Raw genomic sequence first — 17,001 nt, forward strand, 5'->3', positions numbered from 1 at the left:
CGCGGGCATTCCGGATACGCTGATAATGCTTGAGCCGCCTCCGGGCATTTTGTACAAAAGCCATTAATGAGTACGTTCACTCCTTTTGCGGAAAAGATGGAGTCTGCCGGCGTTTCAGCCGCGGCCGTCAACGCTTTCTCCCGTTGTTACGAAGCCCTTGTTTCCAACCACTCCGGCATGATTCCGGAAACGGACATCCTGCCCGCCGACCAGGTGGAAGACTGGCAGAACATCACAGCCTCCACCCCCGCGGCGGACAAGGACCTGATTGCCCGGTGCGTCTGCATCAAGCTCAACGGCGGCCTCGGCACGAGCATGGGCCTCCAGAAAGCGAAAAGCCTGCTGAAAATAAAAGGAGAGGATACGTTCCTGGATTTGATCGTCAGGCAGGTGAAGCATCTGCGCTCCATCTCCGGCACGCCGGTGCGCCTTCTGCTGATGAATTCTTTCTCCACCAGCGCGGACACGCTGGCCTACCTGGAAAAATACGCGGCGGACGGCTTTGCGGACCCTGCCCAGGTGGAACTGATGCAGAACCGCGTTCCTAAAATTCTGGCGGACGGCCTCTCCCCGGCCAGCTGCCCGGAGCAGCCGGAGCTGGAATGGTGCCCGCCCGGCCATGGGGACCTGTATCCGGCCCTGCTGGGGTCCGGCTGGCTGGACCGCCTGCTGGCGGATGGCGTTAAATACGCCTTTGTCTCCAATTCCGACAATCTGGGCGCCCAGCTTGACATGAACTTCCTCCGCTGGTTTGCGGAAAGCGGCGCCCCCTTCGTCATGGAAGTCACCCGCCGCACGGAGGCGGACAGGAAAGGCGGCCACCTGGCGGTCAGGAAGTCGGACGGCCAGCTGATTCTGCGGGAAGTGGCTCAGTGCCCGGATGAGGACATTCCCGAATTCCAGAATATCTCCAGGCACCGCTACTTCAACACCAATACGCTCTGGATACGCCTGGACGCCCTCAAGGAAATTCTGGACGCCAACGGCGGCGTGCTCCCGCTGCCCATGATCCGCAATAAAAAAACGCTCAACCCCCGCGATCCGGAATCCGCCCCGGTGTACCAGCTGGAAACGGCCATGGGCGCGGGCATCGAATGCTTCCCGGGAGCCAGGGCCGTCAATGTCCCGCGTTCCCGTTTCTTCCCCGTCAAGACCACTTCCGACCTGTTCCTGCTCCGTTCGGACGCCATCGTTGTGGATGAACACGGCAACGTGGCTCTGGCTCCGGAACGGCAGGGCAACACCCCGGTAGTGGACCTGGATGCCAAACTGTACAAGCTGGTGGATTCCCTGGACGGGCTGGGCCTGCCCTCCCTGGCAGGCATGGACAAGCTGACCTTGCGCGGCCGCTTCCACTTCCATGACGGAGCCGTTCTCCGGGGCACCCTGCTGATGGAAAACGATTCCGACGAAACGAAGGAAATCCTCCCGGGCGTCTATGCCGGAGCCTGAACGCCATACTCCCGCTTCCGCGCCCCGTCCGGTCCAGGCCGGGCTGGGCGTGGAAGACATCCGCCACATTCCCGTCCAAAAGAGGGAACTGCGCTTCACCCGGAACCGGGCAGGCGCCATCCTGACGGCGGCGGGGTTCCTTCTGGCAGCCACCGCCGCTTTCCTCCAGCTCACGGGATATGATACAATCACCCCGTACCTGCCCGCCCCCCTGTGGGCCATGCAGGCCGCGGCGCTTGTTCCCGCCGTCCTCTGCCTGGCCGCTGGGCGCCGCTGCCTGAAACACGCGGCCGTCATCGTCACCCCGGTGGGCGTGGAAATCCTGCCCTTTCTGCGGGCGCGGCGCGCCATGCAATGGTTCTTCTGGCAGCAGATTCGCTCTGCGGACCGGGAAGGCGGCCGGCTGAACCTCCGCCTGGCTGACGGTTCAACCGTTGCCGTCAGCCTCCGCCCCATGACGTCTGCCAGCCGGGACATGCTGGCCCATGCGGTCCGGCAGCGCGTCAACACCCTGCAATCTTCCGGCTATGGTCAGGCCTGAAAAACTGGCGGCTCTCAAGGAACGGATGGAAGCCCTGGGCATCCGTGAGCAGGACCTGGAGGAAAGCTTTGTCCGCGGAAGCGGACGCGGCGGCCAAAAAGTGAACAAAACCAACAACTGCGTTTACCTCAGGCACACGCCCACGGGCATCGCCGTCAAATGCCATGCGGACAGATCCAGGGAACTCAACCGCTTTCTGGCGCGCAGGGAACTGTGCGATGCTGTAGAACAAATGCAAACGGGCCGATGCGCCGCCAGGGCCCGCGTCATCCAGCGCATGAGAAAGCAGAAAGACAGAAGGAGGCTCAGGCGTTCCGCACCTGCCCCCTCTCCACCGGACAGCGAATAACGGAACGGAAATCCGGAATCTCCGCTAGGAACGCGGAAAAACCTCACGGTACTTCTCCTTCAACATGGCGAATACATTGTGGGGGACATAGCGGCTCACCTGGCTCTCCCAGCCTTCCGGCCCAATCAACCCTTTCACCATGCTGGAGGACAACTCCGCCGTATCCCGGGGAGGCATCAGGAACACCGTACAGACCTTGGGGGCCATATCCGCATTGATATGGCGCATCACGCGTTCATACTCGTAATCCTGCGTGGAACGGATGCCGCGCAGCATGAACGTAGCCCCGTGTTCATTGGCGAAATCCACCAGAAAGCGGTTGTGGAACTCGGCAATGCGCACATCCGGCATATCGGAAAGAGCCACCCGCAGCATATCCATGCGTTCCTCATGGGAAAACGTATAACGCTTGTCCGGATTGTCGCCCATGGCCACAATCAGCTCATCAAACATCCTCGCGCCCTGCCTGATCATCCATAAATGACCATTGGTCAGAGGGTCGAAACTACCGGCATACACGGCGATGCGCTTCATTCGTGCCATCCTATACGCCCTCCGGAGGAAAATACAACCCTTTTCCATGCGGCGGAACATTCCTTCACGTTCCAGGCCCGCTCTTTTCCCGCCCTCCCTGCTTGACAAGCCAGCAGGAACGCAGCAACCCACGGCACAAACCGCCTGCGGCACGAACGCGTGGCGGCCTTTCCCCGGCCCGCCGGAATAAAACCGGGCTGACGGGAAAACGGCCCATGCGGCACGGGGAAAATTTTCATCCCCCCGGCTTGTCAAGGGACCGTATTTTTTGCATGATGCTTCTCCGTTATGCAGAAACGACGCGTCGTCATCCTGGGCTCCACCGGTTCCATCGGAACCAGCGCTCTGAAAGTCGCCCGGGATATTCCGGACAGAATGGAAATCGTGGGGCTGGCCGCAGGAACCAGCGTGGAGGCGCTGGCCCGCCAGGCGCGCGAATTCAACGTGCGCAGCGTATGCATCTTTAACCCGTCCGGAGCGGACGAGCTGGCGCGCGCGCTCCCCGGCGCGCAGGTGGAAACGGGAGAAGAAGGGCTGTGCCGCCTGGCGCAGCTCTCGGAGGCGGACATGGTGTTAATCTCCATCGTGGGAACCGCCGGTCTCAAACCCGCGCTGGCCGCTATTGAAGCAGGCAAGGACCTGGCCATCGCCAGCAAGGAAATTCTGGTCATGGCCGGGCAAATCGTCATGGAAAAAGCCCGCCGGGCCGGTGTGCAGGTGCTTCCGGTGGACAGCGAACACAACGCCATTTTCCAGTGCCTGAACGGCAACCACGGCGGCCCGGAAGCCGTCTCCCGCCTGATTCTGACGGCCTCCGGCGGACCCTTCCGCACCTGGAACAGGGAAGACCTGGAACACGTTACGCTGGAACAGGCCCTCAAGCATCCCACCTGGAGCATGGGCCGCAAAATCACCATAGACTCCGCCACCCTGTTCAATAAAGGGCTGGAGATGATTGAGGCTCGCTGGCTCTTTGACGTTCCCATGGAAAAAGTGGACGTCATCGTCCACCCGCAGAGCATCGTGCACTCCATGGTGGAATACCGGGACGGCACGGTGCTGGCCCAGATGAGCAGCTCGGACATGTGCTTCCCCATCCAGTACGCCGTCACATGGCCGGACCGCGTTCCCAACTCCCTGAAGCAGCTCAATTTCGCGGAAATCGGCCGGCTGGTATTCGAGGCCCCCCGCACGGATGTCTTCCCCGCCCTGGACCTGGCGCGCAGGGCCGGAGCCGGCAACAGCACCCTGGCAGCCGTTTACAACGCCGCCAATGAAGCGGCGGTGAATGCCTTCATCCACGGCCAAATCTCTTTCCCCGGCATCTGGAAACTGGTGGAGGCCGTCATGGACGACCACACCCCGGCGGATCCCCGCGGGGAACTGGCCCCCATTCTGGAAGCAGACCAATGGGCCAGGAGGCGCGCGGCGGAACTGCTCCCATCCTTTTCCCGCCCCTGCTGACGCCATGACCGCCCGGACTCCCGCCGGAACGCCTCCCCCGGCCGCGCGCATCACCATTCTGGATATCCTCCGGGCTCTGGCCCTGCTGGGCATCGTCATCGTCCACACGCACGACCACTTCAACCTCTATCTCCCCATGCCCCCGGCGGAAGGATGGCAGGCTGCGGCCAACAGCGCGGCGGACTGGGCCTATGAACATCTCTTTGTCAGCAAATCCTTCCTGCTCTTCTCCTTCCTGTTCGGACTCAGCTTCTTCATCCAGCTGGACAGGCGGGAGCAGCAGGGAATCGACTTCCGGAAGCGCTTCATGTGGCGCCTGACGCTCCTGTTCCTGCTGGGTCTGGCGCATACCCTGTTCTATGACGGAGACATCCTCACCCTCTTCGGCACCCTGGGCTTTGCCCTGGTCATGCTCTACAAATGCGGGACTCCCCTGCTCATCACCCTCTGCGCCCTGTGCCTGATTCAGCCGGTCATGCTTATGGACCTGCTGAACCATGCCGGGCTGGCGGACTGGTGGCCCCACTCCTCCGGCTGGTTCCATACGGGCTCCCCGGCTGCGGGCCCCACGCGGGAATTCCTGTACGCCCACGGCAGCTGGGGTCAGGCGGCCCTGTGGAACCTGACGCAGGGCCAGGCGGGCAAATGGCAGTTCTTCCTGCTCAGCGGCCGCCTCTGGCAGACGCTGGGCCTCTTCATCCTGGGCATGCTGGCGGGCAGATGGCGCGCCTTTGAAGACGCGCCCAACAAACGCAGCCTGTTCCTGCGGACGCTGGGCGTGGCCGGGCTCCTGTTCCTGGCTTTGCTGGCAATGCGCCTGTACCTCATCCCGCAGCTGGGCGCCCCTCTGGAAGCGGATGCAGCCCGTCTCCTGCACCCATGGGAAAACCTCTTCTATACCGCGGCTTTCGTCTCCGCCGCCGTCCTGCTGTTCACCCATCCCGGCCTTCCCCTGCCCACCCGGCTGCTCAGCAGCGCCGGCAAATGCACGCTGACCTGCTACGTCACCCAGACGCTGGTCTTCACCTTCCTCTTCTTCGGGTGGGGGCTGGGCCTGGCCCAGGACATGGGACCGTGGCCATGCCTGTGCGCGGCCGTGGCCGTCTTCCTCCTCCAGGCATGGGCCTGCCGCCTCTGGCTAAGCCATTTCCTGTACGGCCCCCTGGAATGGCTCTGGCGCACCGCCACCATGTGCCGCATGCAGCCTTTCTGCAAACGGATGTCCAAAGAAAATTGAGATATTATTCACCTTCTTCCCGTTCCATCCCGATTTCTCCGAACGTAGGAGGAATAGAACGCATAGCCTCCTGCGTCCGGCCCGGAATAAAACCATTCCTGCCCTTCAGGAAGTGAGAACGATGCTTAAATACCCGGCAGCCACGAACCGACACCGTATCCCTGGTACCTAGGATACACCAGCAGGTAATGGACATAAGCCGTCATGGTTCCGTCATCCATGACGGCTACCAGCCCCGCCAGTCTGTTCTCATCCCAAGCGGAGAACACAGCCTCGTAATGGATCAATACCTTCTCCAGGCGTTCCAGACGGTTTCCAGATTCCCATTGAACGGAAAGAAACAATTCCTCCAGTGCCTCCGGGAGAATTCCCCGGGTCTCTATAGAAAAGCATTCTCCCGTAAAAAAGGCTTTCCGCCTTATAAGGGCGGAAAGCCTGAAAAAGAAAAAATGCCGTTTTACTCGTCGTCTTCCGCGTCAAAGGCGGAGTCTTCGGAATCGAAGTCCTTATCCAGGTGGGCGGTGAATTTCTTCACGCGCTGCTGGGCGGGGAGCGGGGAAAGCACCATGTGCATGGTGTTGCCGGCCAGGCGCGGGGCCTGGTCCACCTGCGCCATGGTCTTCATGTCCGCGATGACTTTGTTGAAGACATCGTAGCCAAGCTCCTGGTGGGCGTTCTCACGACCGCGGAAACGGAGCTGGAAACGGACCTTGTGGCCATGATCCAGAAAGCTTTCCGTACGGGCCATTTTCACATTATAGTCATTGGTATCCGTACCGATGCGGAGCTTGATTTCCTTAAGCTTGACGGTTCGGCTCTTGTTGTTTTTCTGGAGTTTGGCCTGCTGGTATTTGTACTTGCCGTAATCAACCACGCGGCATACGGGCGGATCGGCATTGCCGGCCACTTCCACCAGGTCCAGACCAAGAGCCTTGGCTTTTTCCAGCGCGTCGCGCGTGTTCATGACGCCCAGCTGGTCGCCGTTGGCAGTCACTACCCGCACGCGGGGCGCACGAATCCGTTCATTGATCCGAGTCTGATCGCCGCGGTCACGGCGGCGATTTCCGTCATTATTCTTCGTTGGCTTGGTTGGCACGTCCGGATACTACTAAACTAAAAGGAATAACTTGGCAACTCAAATCACGGGAGAAATATGACGCTCCGCGATTTCCCGGGCCACGAGGTCCGCAAATTGCTCAAAGGGCATCGCCCCCAGATCCCCCTTGTCCCGGTGGCGGACGGAGACGGTGCCGTCTTCCGCCTCCCGCTGGCCGAGCACCAGCATGTAGGGAACGCGGTCCAGGCGGGCGTTGCGGATTTTGGCGCCGATTTTATCCGGCGTTTCGTCCACCGTGACGCGCACTCCCCTCGCGGACAGGGCGGCGCGATGCGCGGCGGCCACGTCCGTCACCTTGTCGGAGATGGGCAGCACGCGCACCTGTTCCGGAGAAAGCCAGGTGGGGAATTTCCCTTCAAAGTGTTCAATCAGAAGCCCCGTGAAGCGTTCCATGGAGCCGAAGGGAGCGCGGTGCACCATCACGGGCCGGTGCGGCTTGTTGTCCGCTCCGGTGTAATGGAGGTCAAAGCGTTCCGGCAGGTTGTAGTCCACCTGCACGGTGCCCAGCTGCCATTCGCGGCCGATGGCGTCGCGCACGATGAAGTCGATCTTGGGGCCGTAGAAGGCGGCTTCCCCAGCTTCCTCGCTGTAGTCCGCCCCCAGCCATTCCGCGGCTTCCCGCAGGGCCTGTTCCGCTTTGTCCCAGTTTTCCGGGGAACCCACGTATTTGTCGCTTTCCGGGTCGCGCATGGAAAGGCGCACGCGGTAGTCAGTCATGCCCAGCGTGCCGAAAATAGTTTTCACGATGCCCAGGCACTGGCGGATTTCCCCGGCCAGCTGGTCCGGCGTGCAGAAGATATGGGCGTCATCCTGCGTGAAACCGCGCACGCGCGTCATACCGCCCAGCTCTCCGCTCTGTTCCCAACGGTACACCGTGCCGAATTCCGCCAGCCGCACGGGAAGGTCCCGGTAGGAGTGGGCGTCATTCGCGTAAATCTTGATGTGGTGGGGGCAGTTCATCGGCTTGAGCATATAGCCCTCAATGGTGCCGGTGGCCAGGCCGTTGAACAGTTCCGCGCAGGAAGCCCCCTCCTGGCTGAGTTTTTCCATGGCGTCCCGTTCCGGGATAGGCGCGTACTGGCTTTCCTGGTAATACGGGAAGTGCCCGGATGTGCGGTACAGGTCCAGCTTGCCGATGTTGGGCGTGTACACCTGGGAGTAGCCCAGCTTGTCCAGCTCTTCCGTGATGAAGTCCTGCAGGGAACGGCGGATAAGAGCCCCCTTGGGCTTCCAGAGGATGAGCCCCTGCCCCACGGATTCGTCAATGCAGAACAGGCCCAGTTCGCGGCCCAGTTTGCGGTGGTCGCGGCGCCGCGCCTCTTCCAGCCGTTCCAGGTGTTCGTCAAGCTGGGTGCGGTTCGGGAAACAGGTGCCGTAAATGCGCTGGAGCATGGGGCGGTTTTTGTCCCCCTTGTAGAAGGCGCTCGCCACGCTCATGATTTTGAATGCCTTGCAGTTGCCCGTGCGGCCCACGTGAGGACCGGCGCACAGGTCCGTAAAATCCCCGTTTCGGTAGAGGGAAATCTCCTCGTCTTCCGGGATGTCGTTCAACAGGTCAATCTTGAAGCGGGAAGGCTCACTGCGGGGGCCCAGGGCGCCCAGCTCCCCGGATTCCGCCATTTTCATGGCATCCGCGCGGGAAATGACTTCCTTCTGGAAAACCTGGTTTTCCTTCACCACTTTTTTCATCTCCTCCTCAATGCGTTCAAAGTCCTCTGTGCTGATGCGGTGGTCCAGCTCCACGTCGTAATAAAAACCGTTATCCACGGCAGGCCCGCCGGCCAGCTGGGCATCCGGCCAGAGGCGGCAAATGGCCGTAGCCAGAACGTGCGCGCAGGAGTGGCGCAGCCGTTCCAAATCAGACATCTGTTGGCGTTCTTCAAGAGTCTTTCTTTCCTTGTGTTCGGACATACGCGCATCAGTAAACCTCTCTTAAACGCTGTTGGCAAATGCAAAAAGACCTTCTTCCCGAAAATTCAAGGCATGAACGCCGCGGAAAAGCCTTTTCCTCCGGCTTCCGGATTCTTCTTCCGGGACGCATCCTTCCCCCCTTTTCGTTCGCTTTTCCCCGGAGTTCAGGGTTGTCCGCCCTGCGGCAACAGCCGCGTCAACATTCCCAACGAATGATTTACACCCGCAGCCGTTTATGCCATAGTGGCGGCCAGCGGTCATGAACATCCTCCCCCTCTCCCTTTTCTGCCTCTGCCTCTGCTGCGGGTTTTCCCGGGGCGGCCAGCCGCCAGAGGGCGCTCCTGTCCGTTTCCGGATCAATATGGATCAGGCTGCGGAAAACAAGGCTCCGTCCACGGGCCCCGTTCCGAACCAGAGCACACCGTTGAACGCGGCCAAACTGCTGCTCCGCGCCCTTCAGGAAAAAACGGACTGGAAACACGAGCCGTACAAGTCATTGCCCGCCACTTCCCCCTTTGTAAGCCAACTCAGGCTGAAAAGCATCCTTTCCCGCATGGAGGCGGTTCAAGGGTATGTCACCGGAGCGGCCCCGGAACGTCCACCCTTTGTGGATGAAGACTCCATCATTGCCGAAGGCGACCTGGCAATGGCCTACATCCTGCTGCCGGACAAGGCCAACCCGTACGTTTATGCGGCCACCGCCGTGGCCCTGGTGAAAAAAGAAGGCCGGTGGCAGGCGTCCCTGACTCCCGGAAGCTTTGACAACACATTCCTTCCCTTTGACGACCGCATCCGGGGAGAAGCAGAAAAACTGTCCTCGGAGGCCAAGAAGAAAATTTTCGTCCTCGCACACCAGTACTCCGTAGCCGCCGTTAAAGCCGCCCTGGAACATATCAAGCGTTTCCGCCAGGAAAACGTCAAGGGAACAACGGACGACGAACTCAAGAACCTGCTCATCCGGGCCGTGAAGGGGAATAACCCGGCCCTCATCGCCGCCCTGCTCGTTTCCCCGTATTATACGGAATCCGCCATTACCCAGAGCGCACGCCTCATTCCCGTGGTCAAGGCCATGCGCCTCCAGGACAGAAGGGAGGAAAACCGCTATATCCAGCCTACCCACCTCAGCTTCATGACCTTTCCGAATACCATCCTGGTTCCCCTGAGTCCCCACCCGGACGACCAGATGGTCCCGAACAGCCGTGAAGAGGACCTGCAGGAGGAAGCCAATAAAAACAACGCGAAGAAAAACGGCAAGGACATCCACAGCATCGGAGCCATGACCATCCTGCCGCCGCGCATGAGCATGCCGGACATAGACAAACCCGCTCTTATTTACCGCTATGCGCTGGAAAAAACCAAGGATCCCACAGACGGCCTTCCCGTCTTCAAGATGAACCTGACGGACGCTTTCGCTTCCTGGAATCTGAAACCGGACGAATCCACCACCGCCCGCATCATGGCGGATTTCCACCGGACGTATCCTCCGCTGTCCTTTCCCACGCCGGAAGAGGCCGTAACCGCCGCCGGCCGTGCCCTGGCGAACCGGGACAGCCTGTCCATGATACGCATGCTGGCCCCGTCTCACTTCGCCTCCGTGAAGGAATTTGAAGATGCGCTCTCCCAATTGAAAACAGTCATGGGCAGGATTCCCTCCCCGCACACCGGGGTAAGGGAAAAAGACGTTCCCGAAGTCAAAGCGGCGTATGTTCCCGCCGCCAGAGACGGCTGCGCCGGAATCAAGGCCACCATCGGCGTGCGTACAGCAGTTGGAAATGAATTCTCCGTCAACAACCTGCACTTCATCAACACGGACGGCGGCTGGATGCTCGCCGGGGCCGATGCGGAACAGCCGCTGGAACTGGAGGCCCCCAAGGCTCCCTGAGCATATCCGTTCCGGAACGCCATGCATTCCTAAAAACTTTTTCATTACCACACCATGATGAATCTACCGATACGGCCTCGCCGCAACAGAAAATCCGCCAACATCCGGGGCCTTATCCGGGAAACCTCCCTTTCCCCGGAACACCTCATCTATCCCGTCTTCGTCCATGAAGGGACGGGGAACCAGCCCATCCCCTCCCTGCCGGGCTGCACGCGCTGGAGCGTCAAGGGACTGGTGGAGGAAGCCAAGCGCCTGATGGATCTGGGCATCCGGACGCTGGATCTTTTTCCAGCCATCCCGGATAAGAAAAAAACGCCGGACGCCTGCGAAGCCTGCAACCCTGACGGCCTCATCCCGCGCACCATTTACGCGCTCAAAAGCGAAGTGCCAGGCATCACCGTCATGACGGACGTAGCCCTGGATCCCTACAATTCCGACGGCCATGACGGCCTGGTGGAATTCCGCTCCGACGGAACGATGGAAATCCTTAACGACGATTCCGTGGAGGTTCTCTGCCGCCAGGCATTGTGCCACGCGGATGCCGGGGCGGATATCGTCTCCCCCAGCGACATGATGGACGGCCGCGTGGCCGCCATCCGCGCCACCCTGGATTCCGAAGCCCTGGACGACGTTTCCATCATGGCCTATACCGCCAAGTACGCCAGCGCGCTGTACGGGCCGTTCCGCGGAGCTCTGGAGAGCGCGCCCAAGGCAGGGGATAAAAAAACCTACCAGATGGATCCCGGCAACATCCGGGAAGCCCTTAGGGAAGCGCAGCTGGATGAAGCGGAGGGAGCGGACATCCTGATGGTGAAACCCGCCACATTGTATCTGGACGTTATGGCCGCCATGCGGAAGCATGTGACCCTCCCCATAGCCGCCTACCATGTCAGCGGGGAGTACCTGATGATCAAGTCCGCCGCAGCTTCCGGCTGGCTGGATGAACGGGAAACAGTTCTGGAGACTCTAATATCCATCCGGCGCGCCGGGGCCGATATGATCCTTACGTATTACGCCCCCCAGGCCGCCGAATGGCTTCAACAACGCTGACGCCGCGCGGCCACCGTACCGGAGGTGGACGTACGGGTCAGAACACCGCCCCCCGCATGTCCACCTCCACAAAAATCATTGTCGGCATCGTGATCGTCGTCGTTATGGCGCTCACTTCCTTCTGGGGTGTTTACGCTCCTTCCTTTTCGGAAGCCTATATACTGCCCGTCCAGATGACGGCGGCTGACGGAACACCGCTTGGCGATTTCCAGTGCCGTCCTGTACCCGGGGAAAACGGAAAGACGCTCCTGGTCTTCCGGGATGCGGATTTCCTGCGCCAGACTACGGGCGGCATGGTGCATTCCAAAATCATCCTTTCCTACAAAGGCACGCCGTTCTTTGAAGGAATCGTCCCCGGCCCCATGGAGGCCATTGAAATTCCCTCAGGCAGCCTTCCTCCCCCCTTCCGGGAACTCCGGCATAACTGAGGATGCCCCCGGGAAGCCGGCCTGTTATGGCATTGTTACTGAAAGGGCGCAGGTTTCTCTATACAACAGGTGAAACATTGTGGTTTTATAGAATCAAACGATGAGTGATTCAGCCTATACCATTCTGATTGCGGAGGACGACGACAGCATCAGGCATGCCCTGACGGACGTTCTGACCGCATCCGGCTACGAAGTGCTGGCTCTGGAAGAAGGCCTGGCCGCCATCCATGCCGTGCGGGAACGCAATTTCGACCTCGCCCTGCTGGACGTGGCCATGCCGGGCGCGGACGGATTCCAGGTGCTGCAGGCCATGTCTGAGGAACGCCCCGGAACGCCTGTCATCATGCTCACGGCCCGTGGAGAGGAGGAAGACCGCGTGCAGGGGCTCAAGCTGGGGGCGGACGACTATATTGTCAAGCCGTTCAGCATCCGGGAACTGCTCGCCCGCATCGAGGCCGTGCTGCGCAGGTCTCCGGAACGGCCGCGCCAGCTCCGGGAAATCAGTATCCCCGGCGCCACCCTGGACAGCGCCAACCGCCTGATCACCTTTAAAGACGGGAGGGAAACCTCCCTGACCGCGCGGGAATTCGAATTCCTCACCTATATGGCCACCCACCCCAACCGCGTTATCACGAGGGACGAACTGCTCCGGCGCGTATGGGACGTGGACCCGCGCCTGACGGATACGCGCTCCGTGGAAATGACCGTCATGCGCCTCCGGGACAAGCTCGGGGCCATCTCCGCCTCCCCCCTGGAAACGCTTAGAAGCCAGGGCTACCGCTGGAATTCATCCTTCGTTTCCTGATCCGTGAACCGGCGCATACGCATCATTCTGCTGGCAATCAGCCTGCTGCTGGTCATCGGCACGCTCGGATGGCTCACCCATGTTCTGCTGGTGCAGGCGGAAGAAACGGGGCATTCCGAACAACGTATCAGGGTGGAAGCCCTGGCCCATGAAGCCAAGCTGGAAATGGACCGCCTTCTGACCTCCTTCATCACATTCGAACAGGCCCGCGGCTATTTTGAATACCAGCCGGTTTACGCCTACAAACGCCCCTATGACCTGAGGATGGGCGCCCCGGCCTCCGGAGAAGCAACCCGTGACTCCAATCTCGCCGCCTACCTGCCGGACTACGTTACAGCCTTCATTCAGATTTCCCCTGCCGGGCGCGTAACCGGCCCCGCTCTTCCCCCGGAGCTTGCCGGGCGGCTGAATGAACAGAAGGACCTTTACCAGCGGCTGAACGGCAAGGTCTCCTCCCTCACCTCCGTTCCGTCCAGCGGAAACCTCTGGACGGATATCCGGAATGAAATTCTGCATGAATCTCCGGAACCGGAGCCAACGATATCCGGTGCTCCGGCACAAGTGGAGACTATCACTTCCTTCGTTCCCGTGGAAGACGGAGGGAACCTTTACATCCTGCGCCAGGTGCATACCAGCCGCGGCATTTACTTGCAGGGGGCCCTGATGAACATGGACAACCTGAACAGACGCCTGCCCGGCCAGGTAAAGATGCTGCTTCCCCACAGCCGCCTGGCAACCTTCGACCCGTCCTCCCCGCCCCCGGAGGAAACCCGGCAGGCGGGCGCACTCCCCTTTGCCAACGCCCCCCTGGTTTTCCTTCCGGGAGACGCCGGAGCCGTTCCCCTTCAGGACCACAAAAAAATGCTGACCTGGACGCTCACCCTCATCTGGAGCATGGTGCTCCTGGGTGCGGCCGGGGTCATCTGGCTCATGCTGGGAACCTTCCGCCTGGAACAGCGCCGCGGGGACTTCGTCTCCGCCGTCACCCATGAACTCCGGACGCCCCTCACGTCCTTCTCCCTGTACACGGAAATGCTGGAAGACGGCATGGTGCCGGAACAGAAAAAGCCGGAATACTACGCCAACATGCAGCGGGAATGCCGTCGTCTGGAACACCTGATTGAAAACGTGCTCTCCTACTCCCGGCTTCAGCGGAACGCTATTCGCCGCGCGCGGGACACGCTCACCTGTCAGGAGCTTTTTGAACCCATTGCGGAAAAAATAGAACGCCGCCTCCGGGAGGCGGACATCAGCTTCTCCTTTGCCCTGGCCCAGCCCATCCGCATCCTTCCTATTCATACGGATGCCGTTTCCGTAGAGCAGATTATGGACAACCTGACTTCCAACGCCATTAAATACGCCAAGGGGGAAAACGCCAAAGTCCAGCTCACCGTCCAGGCGGACCGCCACAACATCGTCATCCGCTTCCGCGACAACGGCCCAGGAATTTCCCCGAAAAACCGCAAGCTTGTCTTCAAGCCCTTCCGGCGCACAAAAGACGCTACCAACAGCCGGAAACCCGGCGTAGGCCTGGGGCTGGCGCTGGCAAGGGACACGGCACGTTCCCTGGGGGGAGACCTGAAACTGGAATTCGGCACCCTGGGGGGAGCCAGCTTTCTGCTGACGATTCCCAAATCCTGAACCTGCCGGCGGGACAGCCGGGAACCAACCGGAATTCGCTTCCCGGTCCGTACGGAAAAACCTTCCTGGTCCACCCCCTGCCTTTCCCGGACATTCCTGTAATATTCCGTCCGGGATGCTATGCGCTTGCCTTCCCGTGACGGATATGTGACATTGAACCGCAACGCACGGACTGGGGAAAACTTTCCGCTTGCTTCCCTTCCGGCGCGGCGGAACGAACAAACGCATGGACATGCCATCATGAGCAAAAGGATTTTGATTACCGGAGGCGCCGGCTTCATCGGCTCCCATCTCAGTGAACGGCTTCTCAGGGAAGGCCATGAAGTTATCTGCATGGACAACTTCTTCACGGGCAGCAAACAAAACATCCTCCACCTGACGGATTATCCCGGATTTGAAGTAATACGCCATGACGTTACCGTTCCTTATGTCATGGAAGTTGACCAAATCTACAACCTGGCCTGCCCCGCCTCTCCTCCCCATTATCAGTTTGACCCCATCCACACAATGAAAACCTCCGTGCTGGGAGCTCTGAATATGCTGGGCCTTGCCAAACGGTGCAAGGCCAGAATCCTCCAGGCCTCCACCAGCGAAGTATACGGTGATCCCATGGTCCATCCCCAGCCGGAAACCTACTGGGGAAACGTCAACCCCGTGGGCGTCCGCTCCTGCTATGACGAAGGCAAAAGATGCGCGGAGACCCTGTTCATGGACTACCGCCGCATGAACGGGGTGGACGTTCGCATCATCCGCATCTTCAACACTTACGGACCGCGAATGAACCCCAACGACGGAAGAGTTGTCTCCAACTTCATCGTTCAGGCGCTGAAGGGGGAAGACATCACCATTTACGGAACGGGCAAACAAACCCGGAGTTTCCAGTACGTGGACGACCTGGTGGAGGGAATGGTGCGCATGATGGATACGGAAGGTTTTTCCGGCCCGGTCAACCTGGGTAATCCAGAGGAATTCACCATGCTGGAACTGGCGGAAAAAGTCATTGAAATGACAGGATCTTCTTCCAAAACAGTATTCCGCCCTCTGCCCTTGGACGACCCGACCCAGCGCAAACCGGATATTCGGCTGGCAAAAGAAAAGCTGGGGTGGAAGCCTCATATTACGCTGGAAAAAGGGTTGGAAAAGACCATCGCCTATTTCCGGAGCACTCTCTAGAAATAAGGTAAGTCAACCTCAGCGGCTGCTGAAAGGATTTCCATTGCATGCCGCTCCCCAAGGCAGGCAGCCCGGAAATTACGGAGCCATTCATTTACCGGGGGGCGGCATGCCAAACAGCCGGATATTACCCGTTTTTGACTGGCTCAGAAAGAACGCCTCCGCTAACATAAGATGTTATGGAATATGCCAGCAACAAGGAAATCTATTCCGTTCAGGCAACCGTCCGCACTTACGAAAGCGGTGCGAATGGCCTGATGAAACCGGAAACGGTTCTGCACTGGTTTCAGGAAATAGCGGAAGCCCATGCCTCCTGCCTGGGTTTCGGCTATGATTTCGTAACGTCCCGCAGCCTGGCATGGGTGGAAGTGCGCCTGGATGCGGCCGTCAGCCGCCTTCCTCGGTGGAAGGAAACGGTGGAACTCCGAACCTGGACGGCCCAGGAAACGCCTCTGCTGGCGCGCCGCAACCTGGAAATCAGGGATGCCCAAGGCAACTGCATCGTTGCAGCAAGCTGTCTGTGGGCTGTCATTGATATACGCCGCAGGCGTCCTGTGCCATTAAACAGGCACATCAGCTCTTTCCCGGATACCCCATGCAAAGAAACGGTGGCTCCGGTATCCATGGACATTTCAGGACTTCTGCCGATGATAAGGGAATGGACGGCGGAACGCCGGGATACGGATTTCAACCGCCACATCAACAATGCCGCCTATCTGGTCTGGGCTCTGGACTCCCTTCCGGACTCCTGGCTAAAGAACCACCAACTGACGGGAATTCACCTGCATTTCAGAAAAGAAACCCATGCGGGAGATTCCATGAAATCCCTGCTGTTCTTCAGGGACTCCCTCACCTCCCACCACCTCATGCACGGAGATGAACTGCGGGCGGAAGCGGTATTGGAATGGAAAACCGCTGAAATCGCATAAAAAAGGCCCTATTGCTCGCGTTCCGTTCTTTTCCGGCTCCGGACAGCGGAGAGGGCTTCCGGAAACATTTGGCGCGTTTTTACAGATTTGAGGAGAGGATGAGGCGTTTCACGGGAGGGGACGAGGGGAAAAAGGGCCATTGCTTCCGTGGGGACGGCGTATTTTTTCCTTGCCGCTGTTTTGTTTTTGACCCATCCGGGCCGCCCCCAGGGGTTTTCCTCAGGCAACAGAGCCGTTCCGGAGTTGTTCCGGAGCGGCTCTGGAGGGTCAGGAGGAAGGCCTTTCGGGGGTGGCCCCCCCTCCTTGTGTTTTCTTTCTTGTTAGAAGTCGTAGCGGTAGCCGACGCTTCCGTTCAGCGCGCTGGACCCGTCACGGATGTCCGCGTTCCCGTTCACGTAGATGGTTCCCTTCGTTCCTACAGGCACGCTCAGTCCGGCTCCCAGCTGCAGCGCCGTCGTTCCCACTTTCGCTCCCCTCACGCTTTGCGC

General features: G+C 59.9%; 16 protein-coding genes. 12 read left to right on the plus strand and 4 right to left on the minus strand.

Annotated elements, in window-relative coordinates:
* The first annotated feature begins 66 nt into the window (after nucleotides 1-66).
* From WW58_RS04030 to WW58_RS04040, 3 genes are read left to right on the plus strand one after another with little or no spacing between them, the layout of a single operon-like run.
* Nucleotides 67-1,452, plus strand: coding sequence for a UTP--glucose-1-phosphate uridylyltransferase (locus WW58_RS04030; RefSeq protein ID WP_046435604.1), 1,386 nt, complete (start codon nucleotides 67-69; stop codon nucleotides 1,450-1,452).
* On the plus strand, nucleotides 1,439-1,993 hold the full coding sequence (locus WW58_RS04035) for a hypothetical protein (protein WP_046435606.1): 555 nt from the start codon (nucleotides 1,439-1,441) through the stop codon (nucleotides 1,991-1,993). The genes WW58_RS04030 and WW58_RS04035 overlap by 14 nt, the downstream gene beginning before the upstream one ends.
* The gene (locus WW58_RS04040) at nucleotides 1,980-2,342 is read left to right on the plus strand and encodes a peptide chain release factor family protein (RefSeq protein WP_046435608.1); all 363 of its coding nucleotides are present in this window, start codon (nucleotides 1,980-1,982) and stop codon (nucleotides 2,340-2,342) included. The genes WW58_RS04035 and WW58_RS04040 overlap by 14 nt, the downstream gene beginning before the upstream one ends.
* A 24-nt stretch (nucleotides 2,343-2,366) precedes the next feature.
* Here the strand turns inward: WW58_RS04040 and coaD are convergent, their stop codons facing one another.
* Entirely contained in the window at nucleotides 2,367-2,876 is a 510-nt protein-coding gene (gene coaD, locus WW58_RS04045) for a pantetheine-phosphate adenylyltransferase (RefSeq protein WP_022197972.1), read from the minus strand.
* Between the two features lie 288 nt (nucleotides 2,877-3,164).
* Here coaD and WW58_RS04055 point away from each other — a divergent pair, with 288 nt between their 5' ends.
* The gene (locus WW58_RS04055; protein WP_046435614.1) at nucleotides 3,165-4,340 is read left to right on the plus strand and encodes a 1-deoxy-D-xylulose-5-phosphate reductoisomerase; all 1,176 of its coding nucleotides are present in this window, start codon (nucleotides 3,165-3,167) and stop codon (nucleotides 4,338-4,340) included.
* A 4-nt stretch (nucleotides 4,341-4,344) separates the two neighbouring features.
* Nucleotides 4,345-5,577 (plus strand): DUF418 domain-containing protein, encoded by a 1,233-nt coding sequence (locus WW58_RS04060; protein ID WP_046435617.1) that lies wholly within the window; start codon nucleotides 4,345-4,347, stop codon nucleotides 5,575-5,577.
* Nucleotides 5,578-5,702: 125 nt separating this feature from the next.
* Here WW58_RS04060 and WW58_RS04065 read toward each other — a convergent pair whose 3' ends face one another.
* The 3 genes from WW58_RS04065 to thrS form a co-directional block, all read right to left on the minus strand.
* Nucleotides 5,703-5,921, minus strand: coding sequence for a GNAT family N-acetyltransferase (locus tag WW58_RS04065; RefSeq protein ID WP_253821764.1), 219 nt, complete (start codon nucleotides 5,919-5,921; stop codon nucleotides 5,703-5,705).
* 113 nt (nucleotides 5,922-6,034) lie between these two features.
* Nucleotides 6,035-6,673: a translation initiation factor IF-3 gene (gene infC, locus WW58_RS04070; RefSeq protein ID WP_012420765.1), complete on the minus strand. Its 639-nt coding sequence runs from the start codon at nucleotides 6,671-6,673 to the stop codon at nucleotides 6,035-6,037.
* 39 nt (nucleotides 6,674-6,712) lie between these two features.
* A complete protein-coding gene (gene thrS, locus WW58_RS04075; RefSeq protein ID WP_102732460.1) occupies nucleotides 6,713-8,605 on the minus strand; it encodes a threonine--tRNA ligase in 1,893 nt (630 codons plus the stop codon).
* 259 nt (nucleotides 8,606-8,864) lie between these two features.
* Between thrS and WW58_RS04085 the strand changes: the two genes are divergently transcribed.
* The 7 genes from WW58_RS04085 (at nucleotide 8,865) to WW58_RS04115 (ending at nucleotide 16,513) form a co-directional block, all read left to right on the plus strand.
* Entirely contained in the window at nucleotides 8,865-10,487 is a 1,623-nt protein-coding gene (locus WW58_RS04085) for a hypothetical protein (RefSeq protein ID WP_046435622.1), read from the plus strand.
* 57 nt (nucleotides 10,488-10,544) lie between these two features.
* Nucleotides 10,545-11,537 (plus strand): porphobilinogen synthase, encoded by a 993-nt coding sequence (gene hemB / locus WW58_RS04090; protein ID WP_046435823.1) that lies wholly within the window; start codon nucleotides 10,545-10,547, stop codon nucleotides 11,535-11,537.
* Nucleotides 11,519-11,965, plus strand: a complete 447-nt coding sequence (locus tag WW58_RS04095) for a hypothetical protein (protein ID WP_215833442.1) — start codon at nucleotides 11,519-11,521, stop codon at nucleotides 11,963-11,965. Before hemB ends, WW58_RS04095 begins: the two co-directional genes overlap by 19 nt.
* 100 nt (nucleotides 11,966-12,065) lie before the next feature.
* On the plus strand, nucleotides 12,066-12,770 hold the full coding sequence (locus WW58_RS04100) for a response regulator transcription factor (RefSeq protein ID WP_022197963.1): 705 nt from the start codon (nucleotides 12,066-12,068) through the stop codon (nucleotides 12,768-12,770).
* Between the two features lie 3 nt (nucleotides 12,771-12,773).
* On the plus strand, nucleotides 12,774-14,411 hold the full coding sequence (locus WW58_RS04105; RefSeq protein WP_046435627.1) for a sensor histidine kinase: 1,638 nt from the start codon (nucleotides 12,774-12,776) through the stop codon (nucleotides 14,409-14,411).
* 240 nt (nucleotides 14,412-14,651) lie between these two features.
* A complete protein-coding gene (locus tag WW58_RS04110; protein WP_046435825.1) occupies nucleotides 14,652-15,584 on the plus strand; it encodes a UDP-glucuronic acid decarboxylase family protein in 933 nt (310 codons plus the stop codon).
* A 179-nt stretch (nucleotides 15,585-15,763) separates the two neighbouring features.
* Entirely contained in the window at nucleotides 15,764-16,513 is a 750-nt protein-coding gene (locus WW58_RS04115) for an acyl-[acyl-carrier-protein] thioesterase (protein WP_046435629.1), read from the plus strand.
* The last annotated feature ends 488 nt before the right edge of the window (nucleotides 16,514-17,001 follow it).

The organism is Akkermansia sp. UNK.MGS-1 (assembly GCF_000980515.1).
In the GTDB taxonomy this organism is placed as follows: Bacteria; Verrucomicrobiota; Verrucomicrobiia; order Verrucomicrobiales; family Akkermansiaceae; genus Akkermansia; species Akkermansia muciniphila.

What these genes read in the sequence shown, in the direction of transcription:
- WW58_RS04115 (WP_046435629.1), top strand. Translation starts at nt 15,764, where the DNA reads ATGGAATATGCCAGCAACAAGGAAATCTATTCCGTTCAGGCAACCGTC.
- WW58_RS04100 (WP_022197963.1), top strand. Translation starts at nt 12,066, where the DNA reads ATGAGTGATTCAGCCTATACCATTCTGATTGCGGAGGACGACGACAGC.
- WW58_RS04060 (WP_046435617.1), top strand. Translation starts at nt 4,345, where the DNA reads ATGACCGCCCGGACTCCCGCCGGAACGCCTCCCCCGGCCGCGCGCATC.
- WW58_RS04040 (WP_046435608.1), top strand. Translation starts at nt 1,980, where the DNA reads ATGGTCAGGCCTGAAAAACTGGCGGCTCTCAAGGAACGGATGGAAGCC.
- WW58_RS04110 (WP_046435825.1), top strand. Translation starts at nt 14,652, where the DNA reads ATGAGCAAAAGGATTTTGATTACCGGAGGCGCCGGCTTCATCGGCTCC.
- thrS (WP_102732460.1), bottom strand. Translation starts at nt 8,605, where the DNA reads ATGTCCGAACACAAGGAAAGAAAGACTCTTGAAGAACGCCAACAGATG.
- hemB (WP_046435823.1), top strand. Translation starts at nt 10,545, where the DNA reads ATGAATCTACCGATACGGCCTCGCCGCAACAGAAAATCCGCCAACATC.
- WW58_RS04085 (WP_046435622.1), top strand. Translation starts at nt 8,865, where the DNA reads ATGAACATCCTCCCCCTCTCCCTTTTCTGCCTCTGCCTCTGCTGCGGG.
- WW58_RS04030 (WP_046435604.1), top strand. Translation starts at nt 67, where the DNA reads ATGAGTACGTTCACTCCTTTTGCGGAAAAGATGGAGTCTGCCGGCGTT.
- WW58_RS04035 (WP_046435606.1), top strand. Translation starts at nt 1,439, where the DNA reads ATGCCGGAGCCTGAACGCCATACTCCCGCTTCCGCGCCCCGTCCGGTC.
- WW58_RS04055 (WP_046435614.1), top strand. Translation starts at nt 3,165, where the DNA reads ATGCAGAAACGACGCGTCGTCATCCTGGGCTCCACCGGTTCCATCGGA.
- WW58_RS04095 (WP_215833442.1), top strand. Translation starts at nt 11,519, where the DNA reads ATGGCTTCAACAACGCTGACGCCGCGCGGCCACCGTACCGGAGGTGGA.
- coaD (WP_022197972.1), bottom strand. Translation starts at nt 2,876, where the DNA reads ATGAAGCGCATCGCCGTGTATGCCGGTAGTTTCGACCCTCTGACCAAT.